Annotated in this window: 21 protein-coding genes; 14 read left to right on the plus strand and 7 right to left on the minus strand. The window is 40.3% G+C overall.

The annotated features are described in order from the left end of the window. Positions 1-105: 105 nt before the first annotated feature. Positions 106-1,137: a helix-turn-helix transcriptional regulator gene (locus LM917_RS14220; RefSeq protein ID WP_232698196.1), complete on the plus strand. Its 1,032-nt coding sequence runs from the start codon at positions 106-108 to the stop codon at positions 1,135-1,137. A 194-nt stretch (positions 1,138-1,331) separates the two neighbouring features. Then, a complete protein-coding gene (locus LM917_RS14225; RefSeq protein ID WP_232698197.1) occupies positions 1,332-2,618 on the plus strand; it encodes an ArsB/NhaD family transporter in 1,287 nt (428 codons plus the stop codon). 109 nt (positions 2,619-2,727) lie between these two features. On the opposite strand, the gene LM917_RS14230 is transcribed toward LM917_RS14225, so the two are convergent. The 4 genes from LM917_RS14230 to LM917_RS14245 all read right to left on the minus strand — a co-directional run bounded on the left by LM917_RS14230 (position 2,728) and on the right by LM917_RS14245 (position 4,745). Next, positions 2,728-3,297, minus strand: coding sequence for a manganese catalase family protein (locus LM917_RS14230; protein ID WP_232698198.1), 570 nt, complete (start codon positions 3,295-3,297; stop codon positions 2,728-2,730). A gap of 72 nt (positions 3,298-3,369) precedes the next feature. Beyond that, positions 3,370-3,642 carry a spore coat protein CotJB gene (locus tag LM917_RS14235; protein ID WP_232698199.1) on the minus strand — a complete coding sequence of 91 codons (273 nt, stop codon included), beginning with the start codon at positions 3,640-3,642 and terminating at the stop codon, positions 3,370-3,372. Next, positions 3,639-3,866: a spore coat associated protein CotJA gene (locus LM917_RS14240; protein ID WP_232698263.1), complete on the minus strand. Its 228-nt coding sequence runs from the start codon at positions 3,864-3,866 to the stop codon at positions 3,639-3,641. Before LM917_RS14240 ends, LM917_RS14235 begins: the two co-directional genes overlap by 4 nt. 336 nt (positions 3,867-4,202) lie before the next feature. Next, on the minus strand, positions 4,203-4,745 hold the full coding sequence (locus tag LM917_RS14245; RefSeq protein ID WP_232698200.1) for an undecaprenyl-diphosphatase: 543 nt from the start codon (positions 4,743-4,745) through the stop codon (positions 4,203-4,205). Between the two features lie 427 nt (positions 4,746-5,172). On the opposite strand from LM917_RS14245, the gene LM917_RS14250 reads away from it, so the two are divergent. From LM917_RS14250 to LM917_RS14295, 10 genes are all read left to right on the plus strand, one after another. Next, entirely contained in the window at positions 5,173-6,147 is a 975-nt protein-coding gene (locus LM917_RS14250; RefSeq protein WP_232698201.1) for a hypothetical protein, read from the plus strand. Then, positions 6,147-6,389, plus strand: coding sequence for a hypothetical protein (locus LM917_RS14255; protein ID WP_232698202.1), 243 nt, complete (start codon positions 6,147-6,149; stop codon positions 6,387-6,389). The genes LM917_RS14250 and LM917_RS14255 overlap by 1 nt, the downstream gene beginning before the upstream one ends. 110 nt (positions 6,390-6,499) lie before the next feature. Further along, positions 6,500-8,542, plus strand: coding sequence for an SEC-C metal-binding domain-containing protein (locus LM917_RS14260; protein WP_232698203.1), 2,043 nt, complete (start codon positions 6,500-6,502; stop codon positions 8,540-8,542). Positions 8,543-8,989: 447 nt separating this feature from the next. Beyond that, positions 8,990-10,450 carry an LCP family protein gene (locus LM917_RS14265; protein ID WP_232698204.1) on the plus strand — a complete coding sequence of 487 codons (1,461 nt, stop codon included), beginning with the start codon at positions 8,990-8,992 and terminating at the stop codon, positions 10,448-10,450. 301 nt (positions 10,451-10,751) lie between these two features. Next, entirely contained in the window at positions 10,752-11,378 is a 627-nt protein-coding gene (locus tag LM917_RS14270) for a glycerol-3-phosphate responsive antiterminator (RefSeq protein WP_232698205.1), read from the plus strand. Between the two features lie 4 nt (positions 11,379-11,382). Beyond that, positions 11,383-12,450, plus strand: coding sequence for an ABC transporter ATP-binding protein (locus LM917_RS14275; protein ID WP_232698206.1), 1,068 nt, complete (start codon positions 11,383-11,385; stop codon positions 12,448-12,450). A gap of 53 nt (positions 12,451-12,503) precedes the next feature. Further along, complete coding sequence (locus LM917_RS14280; protein ID WP_232698264.1) at positions 12,504-13,397, plus strand: carbohydrate ABC transporter permease; 894 nt, start codon at positions 12,504-12,506, stop codon at positions 13,395-13,397. 33 nt (positions 13,398-13,430) lie between these two features. Further along, entirely contained in the window at positions 13,431-14,249 is an 819-nt protein-coding gene (locus LM917_RS14285) for a carbohydrate ABC transporter permease (protein WP_232698265.1), read from the plus strand. Between the two features lie 33 nt (positions 14,250-14,282). Beyond that, the gene (locus LM917_RS14290; RefSeq protein WP_232698207.1) at positions 14,283-15,617 is read left to right on the plus strand and encodes an ABC transporter substrate-binding protein; all 1,335 of its coding nucleotides are present in this window, start codon (positions 14,283-14,285) and stop codon (positions 15,615-15,617) included. A 98-nt stretch (positions 15,618-15,715) separates the two neighbouring features. Next, complete coding sequence (locus LM917_RS14295; RefSeq protein ID WP_232698208.1) at positions 15,716-16,447, plus strand: glycerophosphodiester phosphodiesterase; 732 nt, start codon at positions 15,716-15,718, stop codon at positions 16,445-16,447. A gap of 88 nt (positions 16,448-16,535) precedes the next feature. Here LM917_RS14295 and LM917_RS14300 read toward each other — a convergent pair whose 3' ends face one another. The 3 genes from LM917_RS14300 to LM917_RS14310 are packed head-to-tail and all read right to left on the minus strand — an operon-like array spanning position 16,536 to position 20,199. Next, complete coding sequence (locus tag LM917_RS14300) at positions 16,536-17,642, minus strand: Ger(x)C family spore germination protein (protein ID WP_232698209.1); 1,107 nt, start codon at positions 17,640-17,642, stop codon at positions 16,536-16,538. Continuing rightward, the gene (locus LM917_RS14305; RefSeq protein WP_232698210.1) at positions 17,632-18,717 is read right to left on the minus strand and encodes a GerAB/ArcD/ProY family transporter; all 1,086 of its coding nucleotides are present in this window, start codon (positions 18,715-18,717) and stop codon (positions 17,632-17,634) included. The genes LM917_RS14300 and LM917_RS14305 overlap by 11 nt, the downstream gene beginning before the upstream one ends. A gap of 9 nt (positions 18,718-18,726) precedes the next feature. Further along, positions 18,727-20,199 carry a spore germination protein gene (locus tag LM917_RS14310; RefSeq protein WP_232698211.1) on the minus strand — a complete coding sequence of 491 codons (1,473 nt, stop codon included), beginning with the start codon at positions 20,197-20,199 and terminating at the stop codon, positions 18,727-18,729. Between the two features lie 297 nt (positions 20,200-20,496). On the opposite strand from LM917_RS14310, the gene LM917_RS14315 reads away from it, so the two are divergent. Together LM917_RS14315 and LM917_RS14320 are read left to right on the plus strand one after the other, a co-directional pair. Then, entirely contained in the window at positions 20,497-20,793 is a 297-nt protein-coding gene (locus LM917_RS14315) for a hypothetical protein (RefSeq protein WP_232698212.1), read from the plus strand. A gap of 142 nt (positions 20,794-20,935) precedes the next feature. Next, a complete protein-coding gene (locus LM917_RS14320) occupies positions 20,936-21,391 on the plus strand; it encodes a hypothetical protein (protein WP_232698213.1) in 456 nt (151 codons plus the stop codon). Positions 21,392-21,414: the final 23 nt, after the last annotated feature.

Below are 21,414 nucleotides of genomic sequence, written 5' to 3' on the forward strand. Positions count from 1 at the left end.
TAACTACTTATAACTACTTATAATTAAATTTATTCTATTATAACTTGATAAAGAGAGTAAGTCATTCGAAATATTGTTACTATTATCAACAAGGAGGATACCGGAATGGAGCAACAACCCTCTTATACAATAGAAGAGATTGCAGGTAAACTGCGTGTATCTAAATTAACTGTGTATGATCTGATTAAAAAGGGAGAATTGTCTGCCTATCGAGTAGGAAGACAAATGAGGGTAGATGCTGATGATTTGAATCGTTATAAAAAGCGGACTAAGGTAGAACAAATTTCTAAGGAAAATGATTATGAAAAGCGCGGGGAAACAACAACAGTAGAGTTGAAGAATCATGAAGAAAAAAACGTAATGCCAACGAATGACATGCTAGAAAGTAAGAGTGATCAAGCTGGTATGTCTTATTATGCCGGGAAGCAGCAGTTCATCGTTAGTGGACAAGATATCGTGCTTGATCTGCTTGCTACTAGAGTAGAAAAAGAAATACCTGGTGTTCGTACTCTCCGTTCTCATCAAGGAAGTTTGAATGGGCTTGTTTCCCTGTATCGAGGCGAAGTAGATTTGGCAAGCACACACTTATTTGATGGCGATAGTGGGACGTATAATTTGCCATATATTAAGAAATTATTGACAGGACGCCCCTTTCTGGTGGTACATGTGATGAAGCGACAGGCAGGTTTTTATGTGGCAAAGGGGAACCCTTATCATATACAAAAATGGTCTGATTTGATACAGCCTGCTCTTCGGTTCGTGAATCGGGAGGCGGGATCTGGAATAAGGGTTCTGGTGGACGAGCAGATGCGTCTTGCTACTATCTCACCATCCATGTTGCAAGGCTACCATACTTGTGTTGAAAACAGTCATGTTGCTGTAGCCACTGCTATAGCTGCTGGCAAGGCAGATGTAGGAGTGGGGATTGAGAAGGCAGCGAAACTCTTGGAAGTTGAGTTTATTCCACTTATGACGGAACAGTATGATCTTGTAATGATGGATACACATGAAAATCGTCAATTGATTGAAACGATCCTGACATTGCTGCAAGGTGAAGAGTTCAGGAGAGAAATATCTTCCATTGGTGGCTATGATGTGAGTATGTGTGGGGAAGTGCTGGACCGAGGATTTTGGTAGGGTGAAGTGTTTTCTGGTAAGAGGAATGTGACACACTAATAGAAGAGTGCAGAACAGCTCGTCAATAGGGACGGGCTGTTTTTGTTTTATCAGTATGTATATCGGAAAATGTTAGCCTATCTAGCTACCCTAATGATTGTCCCAGTATTATTTGGATACCCTAGCACTATCAGTTTTGAAAGAGAGGCATTCATGTGGATAATCAAGCATTAGTGGCGATTGCAATCTTTCTGGTTACCTATGCGTTCATCATTACGGAGAAAATTCAGCGCACTATCGTTGCGATGGCCGGCGGTTTGCTTATGATCCTGACAGGGATTATTACACAGGAGGAAGGGATTCATCATATTGATTTTAATACCTTGGGCCTGTTGATTGGGATGATGATCATAGTCAGCATCACAGCTCAGACCGGTATTTTTACTTTTGTTGCAATGAGAGCGGCGAAACGAGTAAAAGCAGACCCGATTAAAATTCTGATCGTCCTTAGCATGATTACAGCTGTGGGGTCTGCGATGCTAGATAATGTAACAACCGTACTGTTGATGGTCCCAATTACATTCAGCATTACTAGACAGCTCGATATTAATCCGGTACCTTATCTCATTTGTGAAATCATCTGTTCCAATGTAGGGGGAGCAGCCACGTTAATTGGTGATCCGCCTAATATCATGATAGGGAGTGCCGTACCAGAGCTTACGTTTATATCATTTTTAGTAAATATGGCTCCAGCAATTGCTGTTATGCTTGTTGTAACGATTTTATATTTGCTTTTGGTGTATCGCAACTCGCTTAAAACAACGTCACAAGCAAAGGAAAAATTAATGAAGGTGAATGAGAAGGCTGAGTTAACCAACCCCGTGCTTCTGAAAAAATCATTATTTGTATTAGCTGCTACTATCATCGGCTTTGGTTTTCATGGGGTACTTCATCTAGAGTCTGCAACGGTTGCTCTTACAGGTGCATTTGTTCTTCTCTTGGTAACAGGGGAACACTATCTAGAAGAAGCTTTGGATAAAGTGGAATGGAACACGATATTCTTCTTCGTAGGATTGTTTGTTCTTGTAGCTGGTTTGGTTCATACAGGTGTAATTGGTGCTCTAGCAGAAAAAGCAATAGAGTACACACAAGGTGATCCACTAAACACCTCCTTGATCATTCTTTGGTTAAGTGGCTTGGCTTCTGCTTTTGTGGATAATATTCCTTTTGTAGCTACGATGATTCCGATGATAAAAGAGATGGGGGCACTTGGAATTACCGATTTGGAACCGCTTTGGTGGAGTCTGGCATTCGGGGCATGCTTGGGTGGTAATGGAACGATTATTGGCGCCAGTGCCAACGTGATTGTTGTTGGGATGGCTGCAAGATCACAACATCCAATTAATTTTATGACCTATTTTAAAGTTGCTTTTCCTCTGACGATTATTACGCTATTTATGTCGCATGTATATATCTATTTGCGTTATTTTGTCTGGGGATAGGATGGAGTTTGTCTTAGAGCTAGATGTGATACGACAGTCCTGATTTTTTGGTTGTCCTACAATTCGGTAAACCGACGCCAATACAGGCGTCGGCACATGGTGGCACATATTAAAAAATCTTTTTTGTGTTTCTATCTTCCTTAAGTATCTCCACTGCTTCCTGAAAGCGCAAGGAATGTACAATCTCTCGCTCCCGAAGAAATTTGAGGCTATCTTGTAGATCTACGTCATCTGTCATGTCAATTAGCCATTGATACGTTGCCCGAGCCTTTTCCTCTGCGGCGATATCTTCATATAAATCAGCAATGGGATCTCCCTTAGCCTGTATGTAGGCGGCGGTCCATGGCACTCCAGCCGCATTGCTATAGAACAAGGCTTTGTCGTGTGATACATAATGAGCGTCAAGCCCGGCATCCTGCAACTGCTCTACCGTCGCATCCTTTGTCAGTTTGTAGATCATTGTGGCAATCATCTCAAGGTGGGCAAATTCTTCCGTGCCGATATCAGTTAATAAACCAATTACTTTATCTGGAATGGTATACCGTTGATTCAAGTAGCGAAGAGCTGCCGCTAGTTCTCCATCTGCACCGCCATATTGTTCCAGTAGCAACTTTGCCATATGTGGATCGCACTTGCTTACTCTGACAGGGTACTGTAGCTTCTTTTCATACACCCACAATGAAAATCCACCTCTTTTCCTCAGATACCAACTAAATGAAACTCACTTTCAAAGCTTATTCCGATTCAAGAGTTATACCTGCCAAGGCCATGGTGTTTCTACCCAAGTAAAAGGTACCCCTGAGAAGGAGTGCCCGTAATTAAGCAGCGGACCGTACTTTTCCTGGAACTGATTAGCAAATTTCATGCGTTCATATGCAAAATGATTAAACTGATTAATCGCCTGGGTATCGCCTGGGTGGGTATCCAGATACAAATTCAGCTCTAGACAGACAAAATCAAGCTCCTGTAACTGTCTAAGCATGTGATGGTATTCGGGAGTTTGGAAGGGATGGACTTGGTTCATGACATTTCCCCCTTTTGCCCCCATCTGGAATGATACGGACTGTACAGGAGAGGCCACAGGGTTCCTATACAGAGTGCTTGAGAGGGTGAGAATTGAGGCAAATTGGGAGGCTGAAACCTAATATACTGATTCGGCGGTACAACATATGACCTTACGGGACGAGGTGGGCACGGATCGCATAGACCAGTGAATGTGACATAAAAACGCTCTTGAGATGGGGGCATGTAAATAGGACAAGTATCAGGAGCCATGGGGCCAGCGTTATGTCCTGCATACATATCCATTTCATCAGACTCATTTGCATTACAATGCGAACCCTCTTGATCAATCATCGGTATTCCTCCTAGTTGAAGAGTCAAGAGTAAGTCGTGTTTCTGTATATTCGTATGACTTGTCGAGAATGTCCTATTCCTCATTGCACTGGCTGTAAAAAAGTAAAAGGTTGACCCAAAGTCATTTTGACCTTTGAAACAACCCTTTCAGATGCTAGGAAATAGATGGACTTTGATCTTATAAACCAGTGTAACGCACTTCGACCTCTAGCATATGGTGCCAGGGTATCAAACTTTTCTTTTGCGACCGCTGCGTGGTGGTTGTTTTTTCAATAGGTTACTTGCCATCGTTTCATAAAGAGTAATCCCTTCATCGATCAGATAGTTGCCTTGTTTCCATGATGGAAGGAATCTGTTAACGAGCCAAGCAACACCAGCACCTAGTAGCATACCGACAATAACATCTGTGAGATAATGGACACCAACAAAAACACGAGAAATGGCAACTGCTATTGCTAATGCTATCCAGAATTTTTTTGCTTGTGCCTTTAGACAGAACCAATAAGTCGTGGCAATCGCTAATGCTGCTGTTGCGTGATCGCTTGGAAAAGAGGCATCTGCATCATGCTCTACTAAAGGAACGAAGCTTCCCCCTACAAAAGGGCGATCTCGATAAAAAAATTGACCACAAATCCAACTAATCAGCATGGCTATAGTGACAACAATCGTGGTTTGAATAATCATTCGTTTATTTTTGCGATTTCCAATAAACCAATATAGCGGAATACTTAAGTAAAACAGAAATTCTGCATAGCTTGCGAAAAAAATCATGATCCATCCTAATGGAGCAAAGGAATTAGCCATATAGTGTGCGGCATGTACAATCATCGTATCCAGCGTTTATTCCTCCCAAATTCTACTTGTAAGCAACATATCCCAGAGTAATGTCTAATTCCCTAGTTGCGCTTACTATCATATCAGAATGTATAATCAATAGAGCGTAGCCTTAGTAAACTGATTGGGTAAAAACAATTCTAACGAGCAACGTGTTTGAAGGGACTTCCATGAAAATAGGTTGCTGACAGGTTGTCCAAGTTTTTCTTCACATAGAGAATTACGTCAAAGGTGGCAAGACTGTTACATTTTCCACAGTTAATCTTGAAAAAAGCTATACAATTGTAGGATTTATTCGTTTGATGTAGAATAATTACTTATTCCGTCTTTTGGAAAGTCTTTGCAAAATATAAGGAGAATGTTCATGAAGAGGCCTACATATACCATCGGTAGTTGCATCAAGAAGGTTTTTCGGCCAGGGGAGCGTTCACTTCCAAGAACTGAAATCATCATGCGGCTGGAGCAGTTGTCCAGCTATCTTCCTGCCTCTAAGAGTGCGGAAGAATCCCTGAACGAAGCCTTACAGTTACCTGATTCCCCTGTTCAAGCAGGTAGATCAGAAGCGATTGTTGAGCTAACCTATCAACCGCATCAATTGGTTGATAAAGCATTTCAGTTTGTGAGAAGAGCTCATTCTCCTAAAAACATGGATCAGATTATGCGCGAACTGCGTAAACATACCAATTTTTCCTGGAATCAGATCACAAGACTGCTTACCTTAGACAAGGATCCACGTTTTGTTCAATACGAAGGGGATGAACGCTGGTACTTGGCTGAATGGAATTTAGCTAATGACAAGATTTTTGAGTATCTAGTAAAGAATGGAAAAGACAAACTCTCCATTCGTTCTCTGTTCCACTTAGTAGAACAAGAAATTAAACTCTCCGAAAAAGAGAGCATCTTTGCCCCAGAATTGGATGATCGCTTCATTGTTCAAGGTGAAAATATCTACGTAAATGTAGCCAGCAATAAGCATTCGGAACAACCTGAGAAAGAAATCAGCACGGCTATAGCGGAAGTCGCCAGCACAGAAGCTGTTGTTGAAGCGAAGCAAGAAGTAAAAGAACATCAAACAGAACAGTTTATACATGTCCAGGAGGAAAAAATAATGAATTCAACAGTATCAGTAAATAAACCTGTATTAAAAGAAGTGGAACAACTATTAGGACAAGCGGTGTCTCTATTAGATCAACGCAACGAACATATGTCTGGGGAAGTAATTTCTCATTTCCAAGAAAGCAATATGGATGCAATTGAAACCTTAATGAACGAGAAGCACAAGAACGAACAACTTGTTGAGGCTATCAAGAACATCGTTTCTTCTGTAGATGCAGAATAATGAATAGAGAAGAGCCCATTTGCATTGAAATGAGATTTGACTTGATCCGTAAGATCATTTCTGATTATCAGGCTCTTTTAAAGCATATGGAAACGGAGGTGGTGGAATTATTCGCCACCAACCAACTGGAAGCTATTTCAATTTGTCTAGAAGAGAAAAAGCGCGTAGAGGTGGTAATTATTAAACTTCAGCACTTTGTAGACAAGTGGGAAGCACGCTCCGAAATGGGAATTGATTACTAGACATTCGGGCAGAATACTTGAAATAGATTCGGGAAATGCGATATAACTAGAAGGATTGTGGCAATTCCCAGCCGATACGTTCGCTGGGACGAAAGGAGAAACTACCCCCTATGTCAGTCGGTAGAAATCAGCTTTGTCCATGTGGAAGTGGCAAAAAATATAAAAAATGCTGTGGCGTTGTTACCAATATTGCAGACGTTCGTATTGCAAAGGAACAAAAACTGCGCAAGGATTTTGCAGCTTGGACGGAACGCTTGACGAAATTTGTGATCCAGCAGGTGAACGATGAAGAAATTAGCCGTGCTCGTGATCGTTTCGCAACGCAAACAGGCCTTCCTTTGCAAGAATTATTTCAGCCACTGTGGACAGATCATTTTATGAATTGGTACGTTCTCGATGTGAAGCACGAGGGTGTTACCATTTTAGAGAAATTTATTGGCCAGTACGGAAGAAGAATGGAACAGGAAATCAAGGATGGAATGTCCCATTTACAATTCCGACTATATGAGATTACTTTCGTTAAAGAAGATACAACAACTGTTATCGATGTACTAACAGGGGAAGAACACCAGGTTACGACTGCTCAAGCCGTAACATTTACACCAGGGCAACTCTTCTTAGGACGTTTGCTGTCACTCGGTTATCGTTCCTCTATCTTTTCAGGCAGTCTGATGATTGGGGCTTCTCTAAAAGAGAGCATTACCCGGATTATGCAGGCTTTTGATAAAGAACAGGAAGAAGAATTGATTCTTGCTGTTTATCGCCGCCTGAATGAACAAGGTATTGGATATGAAGAGGAAACAGATGAAGAACAAGAGAACTTAATGCGTTATGTATATCGTAACTTCGATGCGAAGGCATTGGAACATGCATTAAAGTCTAATGTATGTTTCGAATCTAAAAAGCAGGATGCAACTACTGAAGTTTGGGTATATGCAGCGCACAAGGAAGAGTTTTTAATTCGATCCCTTGATAATACCTTATTAGAACTTCATAATGTGGCAGCTGAGATTATTGTGAACAAGGATTTATTGTTCATAGAGGGGCTACTTCCAAGCATTGAAAAGGTAGTAGAGATTCTTCAGTTGGGAGAACCTACAGAGGAAAACAGCATCCAAGCGCTTACTTCTACAGGAACGAAGCTAGCAGAAGGGACATTATTTATCACGAGTGCTCCGATGCTACCTCCACGTATTTTACAGTGGGCGATTCAGAGTTATTTTACGGAGCAGTGGTTGCAAAACCCGCAACAGGAGTTACACGACTTGCCTCCATTGTTGATTGCAGCTTCCGATAAAGCTGAGTTGAAAGCAGAATTAGCTCAGACATTGGACAAGCTGGATAAAGAAATGCAAATGGGACAAGGTGTGGCTCGCTTCCTGCATGTGGAGGAGATGAAGGCACAGCTTTGTTATCCAAACAAGAGCTTACACATCTCTAACCTGTTGCAACGTCCTCTGATAGAAGGATTACCTGAGAGCATTTTTACCGTTGGTCGAGAAGTGTTGGAAGACATTGCAATATTCGTGAATGAAATGACGACAGGTAAGTCGGAGTTAACTGTTAAAAAGTATGATGAATCAATGAATTTATTGCGTACATTCGTACGAAATTCGTTTGGACCATCTTTTACTTGGAGTGATTTGAAGAAGGAGTATGTTGCCTACTTCCTTGCTCACGACATTCTGAAAAGAGTGGACAGTCCATCTAAAACGTTGGCGACTAATATTCTTTCTGTTTTGTCCGCTTTCTTCAAATGGCTGGATAAAAAGTACGATACAGGCTTGGTCGCAGAAATACAGCCGCTACTTGGTGAACTAAAAGAAAGTCTGCCAGAAGCATACCGGATGCGCATGGTCTTGCAGAAGGAAGCTTATAGCAATCTGCAACTATCTTCTATTCAACCACGAGATGTAGTAGAAGAAGTATTACTGGTTGTTGGTAAAGATGGGCAAGGTTATCAGGTACAACGTAGAAATGGCGATACCCTTACTTTTATCACCGAGCAAGAATTGGTACTGGATGCTAACTGGAGCTTGCGAGCAATTTTGGGTGAAGCAAGTGAAGGAACATGGCGTCTCTACAACTCCCCAGAATGTTATCCACCTGCTGTAACTCAATTATTATCCGAGACCGAATTGGTTGAGGCGTAAAATAAAAGAATAGTACAAGAATCACTTTCGCACCCGGTCTTGATTGACTGGGAGGAGAGTGATTTTTTTATTTGTATCAAAATCCAGTCTATTCCATAGTTTAATAGGGATAGATCGATTTTAATTTTATGGATTCCCAGAATACATTCCAACGTTTGTACGACATATTACTACAAAATTCCACTACTGTGTGATAAGATAGTATGTAGTTTTTGGCAGTACGAAGATTTTACTTGCATTTGTCTAAACTATAAAAAATGACAAAATCTGAGAAATCTTTGAGATGAGTAGAAACCTTTTGACTGTTCACTCTGTCTTATTAGTACATGAGAAGGAAATAAAATATCCTAGAGTTAACGACAACTGCATACGAGAATAAGTTATATTCTTTGGAAGACGTAAGATAAATGAGACAAGTTACTTGTCCAACGAGGAGAATGATTACATATGAATGAAACGGTGGCGACAAATCGAAAACAGCGCACCGCTCCCAAAGGAAAGAAAACTAAGAAAAAAAATAAAAAACTACGAATTATTTTACTTACATTCTTTGCTCTTTTATTAATGGGTGGAGGAACCTATGCGTACTACGTGGTCCAAAGTATTAATGGCGCATTAGAAAAAGCAACAAAGAATCCGTATCAGGATGTTAAAGGTCCAGCTGTAGCCGATGAAGGATACAGTAGTGACAAGCCAATTTCAGTTGTCCTACTTGGGCGAGATTCACGTGTTGAGACAGGGTCTCTAAACACAGATGTTATGATTGTAGGAGTAATTGATCCAGCAACGAAAAAAATTACAACGATGTCAATTCCACGTGATACGCGCGTGAAAATCCCAGGCTATAAAGGATATAATAAAATTAATGCAGTTTTTGCCAATGGTGAGATAGAGCGAAGACAGGCACAGAAAAAAGGGGAAACACCAACTGAAAATGGTGTTACGTTAACAAAGAAGACGTTAGAAGAAGTGCTGGGTATCCCAATCAATCATTATGTTGAGTTAGACTTTAACGGATTTAAAGCAATTGTGGATGCAATTGGTGGTGTTGAGGTCAATGTAGACAGAAGACTAGTCTATGATGACCCAACCGATAATACACATATTAATCTTCAACCAGGAATCCAGACATTAAATGGTGAAAAAGCATTAGGATATGTACGTCATCGTCATGATAATCGTGGTACCCAGTACTACTCCAGCGATTTCGATCGAAACAAACGACAGCAAGAAGTTATTAAGTCTATCCTTAACAAAATGTTAACGATTGAAGGTATTGCAAAACTACCTGATGTCATTAAGACTGCAGGAGAGCATGTAAACAGTGATTTCTCTAAACAGCAAATACTAGGTCTGGCTAATGATTTCAAAAATTATAGCAATGCCGATTTTATTGTGCTAGAAACAGAAGCTTACTGGAATTCAAGCACATTTTATACAATGCTTCCAACCGATAAACGTGATGAAATACGTACAGCACTACAGACTGCGATGAAGATGGACTCCAGCGAAATTGCTGCGATTGATCTAAATGACTCTCCGTTTGATGGTTCTGCTGAGTATGTGAATAACTCTAAACCTAAGAAGAAATCGACTACTAACGAAAAAACGGTTTCACCTAAAAAGGAAACGGAGAGGGAATCTGCTTCAGAATCAAAGGAAAACTCCGAACAGAATTCACAACCGCCTGTAACTGAAACGAATCCAGGAACGGATAACAGTGGTGGTAATACGCAGCCAGGTCACGACCCTAACCAACCGCCTGCGGATGTAATTGGTGCTCCTAATTTCCAAGAGAATCAGCCAGTATCAGAGCAAAATCTGGTACCGATTCCAGAATCGACACCACCACCTGTGAGCATTATGCCGCCTCCTGTAAATAATGTACCATTACAGCCTGCTTCCTAAAAAAGAGAAAAATTAAAGTGAAATTCTACCATAAGCACCCCCCTTTGGACATAGTTATCTATGGTAAAGGGGGGTATTTTCATATAGATGAAATTAATCATACTTTCACAACATTATCAGAAAATTAACGCCATTATCATTTTCTATTAACAATTGGCAAGTAAACTATAAATAACAAGTAGATAGCAAGAAGGTTGGAGCCTTGGAGAAACCTTTGTATAGCATATCCATAAACATTTATTTAGTTATGTTTATCGATTCTGTCTATAAAAGGTTTTTTGTCTTTTTAGGGAGGGAGCACATGAAAAGATCTGAGTTTTATCAAAGACTAAAAACGCATCAAATCATTGCATCCGTGAAAGAGCCTAAGTCACTTGAACGGGCACTTCATGCTCCTATTAGTGCAGTCGTGCTGTCGATTGGCAATCTGGGGACGATGAAGAGATATGTGGATTTGTTCGTTTCTCACCAGATTCCTGTCTTTCTACATCTGGAGAGAATGGGTGGCATCAGTTTTGACAGAGAAGGTATGGCTTATATCGGTAATATTGTGAAGCCTACCGGAATTGTGACCACTCGTAATTCTTTGATTAAGCTGGCGAAAAAGCATGATTTATTAACGATTCAACGACTGTTTCTGGTAGATAGTGATTCCGTAAGTATGGGGCTTCAATCTGTCAAAGAAACGCTGCCTGATGCCTTAGAAATTATGCCTGCACTTCTCCCCGAGCAGATAAAGGAATACAGTGATGCGTTGTCCATACCGATTATCGCTGGAGGTCTAATCAGAAACATCCAGCAAATCGAAACAGCACTCTCACATAACGCCATAGCTGTATCAACAGGGACATCTGAGTTATGGCATGCCTATTCTGTCTCTAAGACAGAAAGAAAAGAAGAAGCCTACACGTACGTAACAAGGGGGTAGAAAGATGGCTCAAGTTGTACTGAAATCCTTGGTTAAGGATTATAACAAACAGAATGTTGTAAAAGGTATTGATATTGTAATTCCCGACGGTTCTTTTAGCGTACTTGTAGGACCATCAGGTTGCGGTAAATCCACGACCTTACGAATGATTGCGGGATTAGAGAAAGTTACAAAAGGAGAAATATGGATCGGCAATCAGCTTGTAAATGATCTTGCACCTGGGAAAAGAGATTTGGCGATGGTGTTTCAAAATTATGCCCTGTATCCTACGATGAATGTTTTTGACAATATTGCCTTTGGCCTTCGTAATAGAGGGGTTTCTAAGAAAGAATGTAAGGTGCTTGTTGAGGAGATTTCGGAGATTGTTGGGTTGACGGAGTATTTGACTCGTATGCCTTCACAGTTATCAGGAGGTCAACGTCAGCGGGTTGCATTAGCACGTGCCATGGTAAAAAAACCGAAAGTATTTCTAATGGATGAACCGCTATCCAATCTGGATGCTAAATTGCGCAATCAAATGAGGGTTGAGTTAACCGGTTTGCACAAACGTCTTGGAACCACCTTTATCTATGTAACGCATGATCAGGTAGAAGCTATGACAATGGGAGATCAAATCATCGTGATGGATCAGGGAACAGTCCAACAGGCTGCCAGTCCCATTCAATTATATAAGGAACCGGATAATCAGTTTGTGGCACAGTTTATTGGTTCACCAGCTATGAATATTCTATCGGGTTTTCAACAAAGATTACTAGTCGGCTTTAGACCAGAGTCTGCAAAAATCGCTGGAGTAAACCAGGAAGCTCCTCTAAGTGATAGAGCCCAATTCATGAAAAGAGGAAACATACTATCTCGAGAAATTCTCGGTTCAGATGTCCTTTATTATGTAGAGTCTGGCCAGGAAAAGCTCGTGGTTAAAGATGACCTTCGTTACCTCTTGCAGGAGGGACAAGAGGTGATCGTGTCCGTGAACGAGGAGGACTTGTACCTGTTTGATCAGGAATCTGGCATCCGATTACGTCAGGGAATTAACCTGAAGGAGAAGCAAAAACTAGCAGGGGGGATGACCTGATGCAACCAACAATGGGCACACAGCAGTCTTCCCTGGTGAAAGAGAAAGTGACGATGAAAAAAAGGTCCTTATCTCGGTGGACTGAAACGGTGAGACCGTATGCCTATATTATGCCAGCATTACTTTTCTTTTGTTTATTTTTTTTCTTTCCCATTGGCTACATGATTTACCTTAGCTTTCATGATTGGTCGCTCCTTGATCTAAGTGCAATGGAGTGGGTAGGATTAGCTAATTTTCAAGAGATTATGCTAGATAGTGACTTTCATCTTGTGGTGATAAACACGATCATTTATACCTTTGGAACGGTTGCAATCAGTTTAGTTCTCTCGTTCTTCCTGGCATTATGGTTGAACAGACAGGCGAAAATTTATGGGATTATGCAAGCGGCTGTTTTTAGTCCTCATATTATCTCACTCGTATCCGTATCGATGTTGTGGATGTGGCTTATGGACCCACAATATGGGCTCTTAAATGCGATTCTAGAGTTTTTCGGATTTCCTGCTTACACCTGGCTAGCTGATACGAGTAGCGCATTGCTATCGCTAATTCTGGTCAGTGTGTGGAAAGGCGTAGGCTATAACACGATTGTTTTTATCGCTGGGTTACAAAGCATTCCCAAAGATATCTATGAAGCGGCATCGCTTGATCGAGCTGGTAAATTGCGCACCTTGGCAAAAATTACCCTTCCTATGTTATCACCCACTCTTTTCTTTTTAACGATAATTAATCTGATTTCATCCTTTCAGGTGTTTGACACCATCTATATCATGACACAGGGTGGTCCTGTTAACAGTACGAATATGCTCGTTTTTTATATCTATGAACAAGGTATGGACTTTTACAATGGAGGGATTGCTTCGGCTGCCTCTGTAGTACTGCTAGGTCTGATTGGTGTGATGACCTTCCTTCACTTCTGGTTTGCAGAGAGACGGGTTCATTATCGCTAGAATGACTAGAAAGGAGTGAGCAATGTGAAAATCATGGGACGTATAGCTCTAAAAACAGGAGAAGCAGTTATGCTGATTGCTGTTTCACTTATCTTCGTCTTTCCGTTTATTTGGATGGCTTTGACTGCGTTTAAAACGTTACCAGAAGTATACCAGTTCCCGCCAACCTTGTTACCTGAATCATGGCAGATTCAAAACATTGTAAAGGCATGGGAATCTGGACCATTTCCCACTTATTTATTAAACAGTACTCTGGTAGCATTTGGCGTATTATTCTTACAGATTTTGACTGGTGTGCCAGCCGCTTATGCTTTTGCAAGGTATAAGTTCCGCGGTAGAAATTTGCTGTTTGCATTAACGTTGATTGCTTTAATGATCCCTCCACAAGTCATTTTCTTACCGATTTACGTGGAGATGAGTAACTGGGGGTTGGTAGATACGCTATGGTCGCTAATCCTTCCCTATGGGGCAAGTGCATTCGGAATATTTTTGCTAAGACAGGTGTTTATGCAGGTTCCTGATGAAGTAATTGAAGCAGCCAGACTGGATCAGGCATCCGAGTGGAAAATTATGTGGCGCATCATGGCCCCAATGGCAAAGCATGTTCTTGTAACGTTTGGACTGTTCAGTTTTATCTATCATTGGAATGATTATTTCTGGCCACTTATTATGACCAATAGCAATGAGGTGCGTACCTTACCGATTGGCATCTCCATGCTAAAAGCGTCTGATGGTGGAAGTGAATGGAACATTGCAATGGCAGGTAACATGATTCTGGTTGTGCCTATCCTTTTGATCTTTTTCTTTGCCCAGCGTCATATTATTCAGGCTTTCACCTATCAATCCAAATAAAAAATGCTTACTAATATAAGGGAGGATTTTAACATGCGTAAACAAAAACTTGGAGTTTTTCTAGGAACAATTGGACTTGCTGCTGTAACAGGTATTACAGGGTGTGCATCTTCCAATCAAGCAGCACCTTCTGAACCAGCTACAACAGATGCAGGTGCAAGTGCAGAAGTAAAACAATCGTCCAATGCACCAGTTCAAATTGATTTCTGGTACTCAGTGGGCGGTGCCAATGGTGAAATGATCGAAAAGCTGGTCAAGGAATATAATGAATCCCAGAAAAATATTGTGGTTAAGCCTGCTTATCAAGGAAATTATTATGAGAACCATACCAAAGTTCTTTCTTCCGTTACAGCAGGAAATCAGCCTGATGTTACGATGGTAGAAATCGCATCAGTCGGTGCTTTTGCTGATGCGAAGGTATTGGAAGACTTAGGTTCATATGCCGCCGGGAGTGAAAAGAAATACATAGAAGGTCTGATGGGGAACTCCTACTGGGAAGACAAACTGTATGCAATTCCGTTTAATCGCTCCACTCCACTTTTATATATAAACCGCGATATGTTAAAAGCGGCAGGCTTAGATCCAAACGGTCCAAAAACCTGGGATGAGATGCGCAGCTTTGCTGAGAAGATGACCAAGAAAGATGGGGGGAAAACATCTGTTTTCGGTTATTCCTCTCCGATTGATATCTGGTTTTATGAGGCAATGGTGTTTCAAAGCGGTGGCGAAATTTTAAGTGATGATGGCAAAAAGCTAATGATTAACAGTGAGGCGGGTAAAGCTCCACTACAATACTGGACGGACATGATGAAAGAAGGAACAATGAAAGCACCTCCAGGTGAAAAGTACAATGCGTGGGATGTAGCGAGTCAAGATTTTCTTAACCAACAGGTAGCTATGATCTTTACAACGACTGGTGAATTGAAAAATATGCGTGAAAAAGCGAAGTTTGATGTAGGAACCGCATTCCTACCAGCTAATAAAAGCTATGGTACTCCTACAGGGGGAGCAAATTTGGTTGTGTTGAAAAAATCTCCTGAAGAAGAGAAAAAAGCAGCCTTCGATTTCATCTCATGGATGACAGATACTGCCCAAACCACCAGATGGTCAGCAGCAACCGGATATATGCCAGTAACCAATGATGCCCTCGAAGCAGCAGAGATGAAAGCAGTATTTGATAAAGATCCTAATTTCAAAGTGGCAGTCGATCAATTGCAATATGGTAAGCCGCGTCCAATGGTTCCTGGTTACAAGGAGCTTCAAGAGGTAATCATGACGGAGATTCAAAAGGTTGTCTTGGGTCAAAGTACGATAGATGATGCTTTGAAACAGGCAGAAACAAAATCGGAGAAACTTTTGAAAAAGTAGGAGAACTCTGGCGAAAAACGGAGAATGAACCGGTTAAGTAAGAGTTACGTGGATAATCACTGATAAAAATCGGTTTTTAATGGATGGAGGAGAGTAACATGGGCGATTGCATGGCACACCGTGGATGGTCTGGAAAAGCACCCGAAAACACCGTAGCTGCCTTTCAACTGGTTTGGGATTCACCTGAGATTGTATCGTTCGAATTGGATGTACAACTTAGTAAAGACGGCATCCCCGTGGTCATTCACGATTTCACCTTGGAGAGAACCACAAACGGTAGTGGTTGGGTGAAGGATTATACCTTTGAAGAACTTCAGCAACTAGATGCAGGAAAATGGTTCGATGAATCATTTGCAAACGAACGTATTCCTTCACTCGATCAGATTCTAAAGCTGAACCCGGCAGGTTGTAAGATCAATATTGAGTTGAAAACAGCTGGGAACATGTATAAAGGCTTAGCGGAAAAAGTAGTAGGATTAGTGAAGGGATATGGGATGGAGAGAGATGTATACATTACCTCTTTTGACCATGAAGTAATCAGAGAGGTAAATACTCTGGATTCGTCTTTAGAAACAGGGCTCATCCTGATAGGAAAACCAACACTACTCAAAGAGCAATTAGAAGAGACAGGAGCAATCATCTTGTCTATGTCATACCCATATCTGACAAAGGTGTTTGTCGATGAGATGTATGCAAAGGGCTACAAAGTGATTGCATGGACAGTAGATGAAAAAAATGCGATTAAAGAGATGATGAAATGGCACCCAGAATTGACGATCTGCACGAATCATCCTGATCTCATGATTCAGGAAATTTCTCATCACATATAAAAATCGGAATAAAATAAGGGCTCCCATAGCAGTAGAAATGCTGTCTAGGGGGCCCTTATCATGTAAGTGGAAAAGGGGATCACATGTATTAGCGGAATGTACCATATTCCATAATGGTAACTTTAATCTTACAATCAAAGACCACCTTTGGATATTCTTCACGCCAATTCATTTTTTTCCATTGACTGTAGCTCATGCTGTTTCTTACATGTTTACCAATGCCAAGACTATCTGCCTTATACTTTTGCATATGTGCTACCATTCGTTTGGCTTCAGCTCTTACGTGATCACCAATTTTTTTCTCCAGTTCATGTCGCTCAGCATCAATTGATAGATTCAAAGGGCCCGTGTAATCCACGACTGTGCCCTTAAGTGTTAAATCATATAAAATATGTGGAGTACCCGTTTGATCGTGAGTAACTTGTACTTTTTTGGTGCTGTTAAGATAATTTAGTACGACAAGCTCTTTCTTCTTCAACTTTTCACTTAGATACATGTTCCAGTTACCTTTCCGAAAGGTTCCGGTAAGAAAGGCGAACAGGATCGTATCTTTTGGGGGAAGTTTGGTCACATATTTGTCATCCTGAAATAATGCTAATCCAAAGGTTTCAAGAGTATCTCCATTATCCTTTATAGTAGGTGCAATGGGATCAATTCCATCATCATAATAATCTCGACTAAAGCTAAAGAGTGTAATACGATACGACGCAAAATTCTTCGCTTGTTTATCAAGTAGTAGATCAATATATTTACCTGGTTTGGGATGTTCCTTATAATCCTTCTTTAGAATATCACCAGCGTTCCCGGATGCTATTGTTATCTTAGCTAGTGGGGATACAACCGGATCCCGATTTAGAGCATTCAGATGGTTCCATAATCCTTGTTTGGCTAGTGCGGTACCAAATAAGACATTACGCATTTGGCCATTTACCAAGTTAAAGTGAGTTTGTCTGCCCATTATGATAGTGGCATCCTTATAACTGTCTGATACTGCTGTCAAGGTTTCTTGATGCGCTTCTGAATTTTTATCGGCCTTGGGTAGGGTTAGGGTAAAAGCGGTTTTCCCATTTGGTAACAAATCGTAGGCTACTGTGTGTGTAAATCCCAATTTTTCCATTATGCGTTGATCGCGACAACCAGAAGTCAGTGTAGCGAGCAGAAACAGAAGAATAATGATGAAGGATTTATTTGTCAATAATCCCACCTCTTTTTCTTTGGAGAAGTAAGATCATAATGAGAATGAGTGGTAATCCGACAGCAACTCCTATTTCTAGATACCCTAAGTAACGCAACCAAGTCTCGACGTCGTTTAACACCTGTGCACAAAAAGAAATGAGATAGGTTATGGCAATGATCATGATACCCAGAGTGTTTTGTTTAACTTTAGGAAATACTCGACTTAATGCTTCTTTAGCAGACCAAAAATAAAACACTAGTGTAATAATCGTTGTACATAGGAAAAAACCGTAAATGATATTCTCCATACGTTCTATAAACGGTAATTGAATACAGGCGAATAACTCAATCATTGGAAACTGTAATTCTTTTAGCAAGTGATAACCAAAAAAACCAAATGAGAAAATGCTAATGATAAGATAGACGATTGTAAGAAGGAGATTGCCTAGAAATGTGGATTTTATCAATTTGCTTTTTTTATTAACATAGGGAAATAGTAACAGACTAAATTCAAATCCCAAAAAGGCAGGATAGACATAGAAGAAGCCTTCCAGATAATCTTTATGCTCTCGGAAAATAAATGGGGTAAGTCGTACAAATTCAAATTCTTTCATTAAAAAGAGAAATAGAATAGCAGTCCAAATGACTAGCCAAAAAAATATAGAGGAAGCTTTGCTGATGGTATATATTCCTTTTGACACCAAATAGAATCCTAAAAGATCTATTAGAAGTTTGATTAACATGGTACTTGAGGTTGGGAAAGCGATCATTTGAAAGATAAGTACATACTGTTTCCCTAACAAACTGCCTAAAAGCCCCCAAAGACTAGTCAGAAAAATATATAGGGGGATCCGAATAATACTAGGCAAAGCTTCCTCAAATATTTCAAAGATCGACCTGCCATTCCCCAAACGATAAACAATACCAATTAGTAATATATTTAGTGTGACAATTGCAAAGACAACGAATAGAATAAGCCAACCATTCATTCCAAAATAATAGGCTTCAATTTGAGACAGATTGAACAGAACTACCCCAAACTGAATCATAAAGATAAGTATAGTAACATGAAATGCGGATAGGTTTTCTCTCAATATCGTTCGTCACCTTTTCATTTTGTTACTTACGTTGTTGGTAGATTTTGATTGTGAAGGTCGTGTCCTCAACATGGAAAATGGGGCGCGAATAAAAATATCCTTCCAGTCTTTTGGCTTGAGAGGAGCAATACCTGTAAGGTAAGATGAACGTAAACTGGTTAAGCCACACATGTGAATGACTACTGCAACCAACCCCAAAGCGAGTCCAAGGTTTCCATAAATTGCGGCGATTAAAATAAAGCCAAAACGTAATACACGTAAAGACGCACTCATCTCATAACTTGGAATTACAAAGGAAGCAATGGCTGATGAGGCTACGGCAATAATTAAAATCTTACTAGTCAGGCCAGCTTGTACAGCCGCTTGGCCTATTACTATACCGCCTACAATCCCGATAGTCTGACCTATCTTTGTGGGTAATTGAGCTCCAGCTTCTCTTAATAACTCGATTGTCGCTTCCATCAATAATGCTTCGATTAAGGGAGGAAAGGGCACTCTGCTTCTTGATTCTGAAAGGGTTAGTAGTAAACTCTCAGGAATCATTTCATAGTGAAAAGTTGTAATCGAAACATACAATGCAGTGAAAGAAATGGTAATAATTAGTGCGATAAAACGAAGCAATCTGGTTGAAGTTCCAATCAACCATCTCTGATAATAGTCATCGGAGGATGTGAAAAATTCAAAGAAAGTGGAGGGAGCGCAAAAAGCAGTTGGGCTTCCGGCCATTAAAACAATAACTTTTCCAGCAACCAGTTTTGATGCAATGGCATCTGGGCGTTCTGTCGTTAGATATTGCGGAAAAATCGAGGCGACATCATCTTCAACTAATTGGAGCAACATATTTGTATCAAAAACGGCATCCATTTCAATATCCATAATTCTTTGCTTCATATCTTCAACGAATTCCATTCTCACGATATCCTTGATATAGAGAACATAAACATCGTTTTTGGTAATCTCACCAACATGTAATTTAATTACTTTTAAATGGGAGCTTTGCAATCGTTTGCGGATGAGCGATAAGTTCGTACTAGCTTCCTCTGTAAATCCCTCGTGAGGTCCTGTAATAACTGGATCTGCCTGAGAAGGTGTAATAGCTCGTGAAGGTGGAGCAGCTATCTCGATCATATAAGCCTGTTCTTCGTAAAAGACAGCAGCGCCTCCAGCTAATATGCCATGGATACATTCCTTCGAATCAACTACTTTTATAAATTGGGACTGGGAGAGCGCAGTTTGAGTATCCATATTTGTATAAATAACCGCTTGAAATACGTCTCGTTCTAATTGATCCTTATCTACCAGATTTCCAAAATAAAGGATGTCGACCTTTTTTTGGGGAAATGAACGATGTGTCAGATCAGAACAATCTTCAAATTCTTGCAGGGTGTATGAAAGTGTTGGGGGAAGTTGCCCCTCTTGAATTTTTTCTTTTTGGATTAGCTCAGAAATACTTTGGGGCTGATTGTTTTTTTTTAACATCCATAGAAGCCTTTTTTTGAAAATGCTCACGTTTATCACCAGAATTTCGCTGTTTTCGTTTGATATGTATAATTTAACCAGTTTTCAAGAAAGTATGTATTCGTTTATGACATCAGGAAATTGGTCTGATTTTAGTGAAATTAGTTACACTTTTGTTGATAAAAAATCACATTATTGGGTCTCATAAGTAGTTACCAAGTGGAAAAAACATGGTAAAATAAATAAAAGACAGATACTTCTGACTTATTGTCAAAGAATCTTCTTTTGATGCTGTAGGCAAAGGAAGGGGAGGATCTCATGACATTATTATTGGTAAACACGGGACTTGTTCTTTTATTCTTGTATTTTATCAGTCGTCAGAATGAAGAAGAAATGGTTTATGACGAAGATTATTTCCTCGCTCACCCTTCTGCATTAGAGGAATACCAGCAGATGCCACTTGAGTTCCAAAACGCATTCTTTCGTAAACATAAAGAGGTGCTAAAGGAAAAGTACATGCATGGCGATAGCTATTTGCTAGGTTATTGTCCAAATAAAGATGTTAGACGTCTCTGGTTATCTGAATTTCTCGAAAGAAAGAATCTAGAGGCATAACAGTTATCTCATACACGTATTATGAGCTTACAACCGCCTTCATATTTGAAAGCGGTTTCTTTTTGCGGATAGGGACACTCTTCTTTACGCTGTCAACTCCTTTCAGTATGATAGGAGGAGTGAGCAACAGGAGGGTAATAACATGTTAGATCATTTAGTATCAAAAATTGATGAAGTACTTACACCTGTGGGTATCATTACAGATGTAATTCTGCGGACAGATCGCTCTATACTGGAAGGAGAAGAGAGCCATGAAATTGAGATTGGCTTGATCCAGGATGAAACGATAGGACAAACAACGTTTGCTACTATTCATTTATATCCATTAGAAGAGACGAATCAGTGTGAAGTGGAGGTAGAGGTAACCTATCCAGTTGGAAATCGGAGTATGACTTCCTTCATGAGTCTTGTAGAAGAGATTGTTCCAGTGAGTGCCGTTACAGAAAAAATACGCAGGCTAACAGGGAAACCTGAAGCTATGGAAACGTATTGGATCGTAGATTTCAATTTTATTGTGAATGCAGATCAGATAGAAACAATAGAAGATAATTTGTTTGCTGATATGGCAGACAAAATTAATCGATTAATTCGATTGTAGGATAAGAAACAGGCAGTGGAAGA

Source organism: Brevibacillus daliensis, assembly GCF_021245735.1.
GTDB classification, from domain to species: domain Bacteria; phylum Bacillota; class Bacilli; order Brevibacillales; family Brevibacillaceae; genus Brevibacillus_B; species Brevibacillus_B daliensis.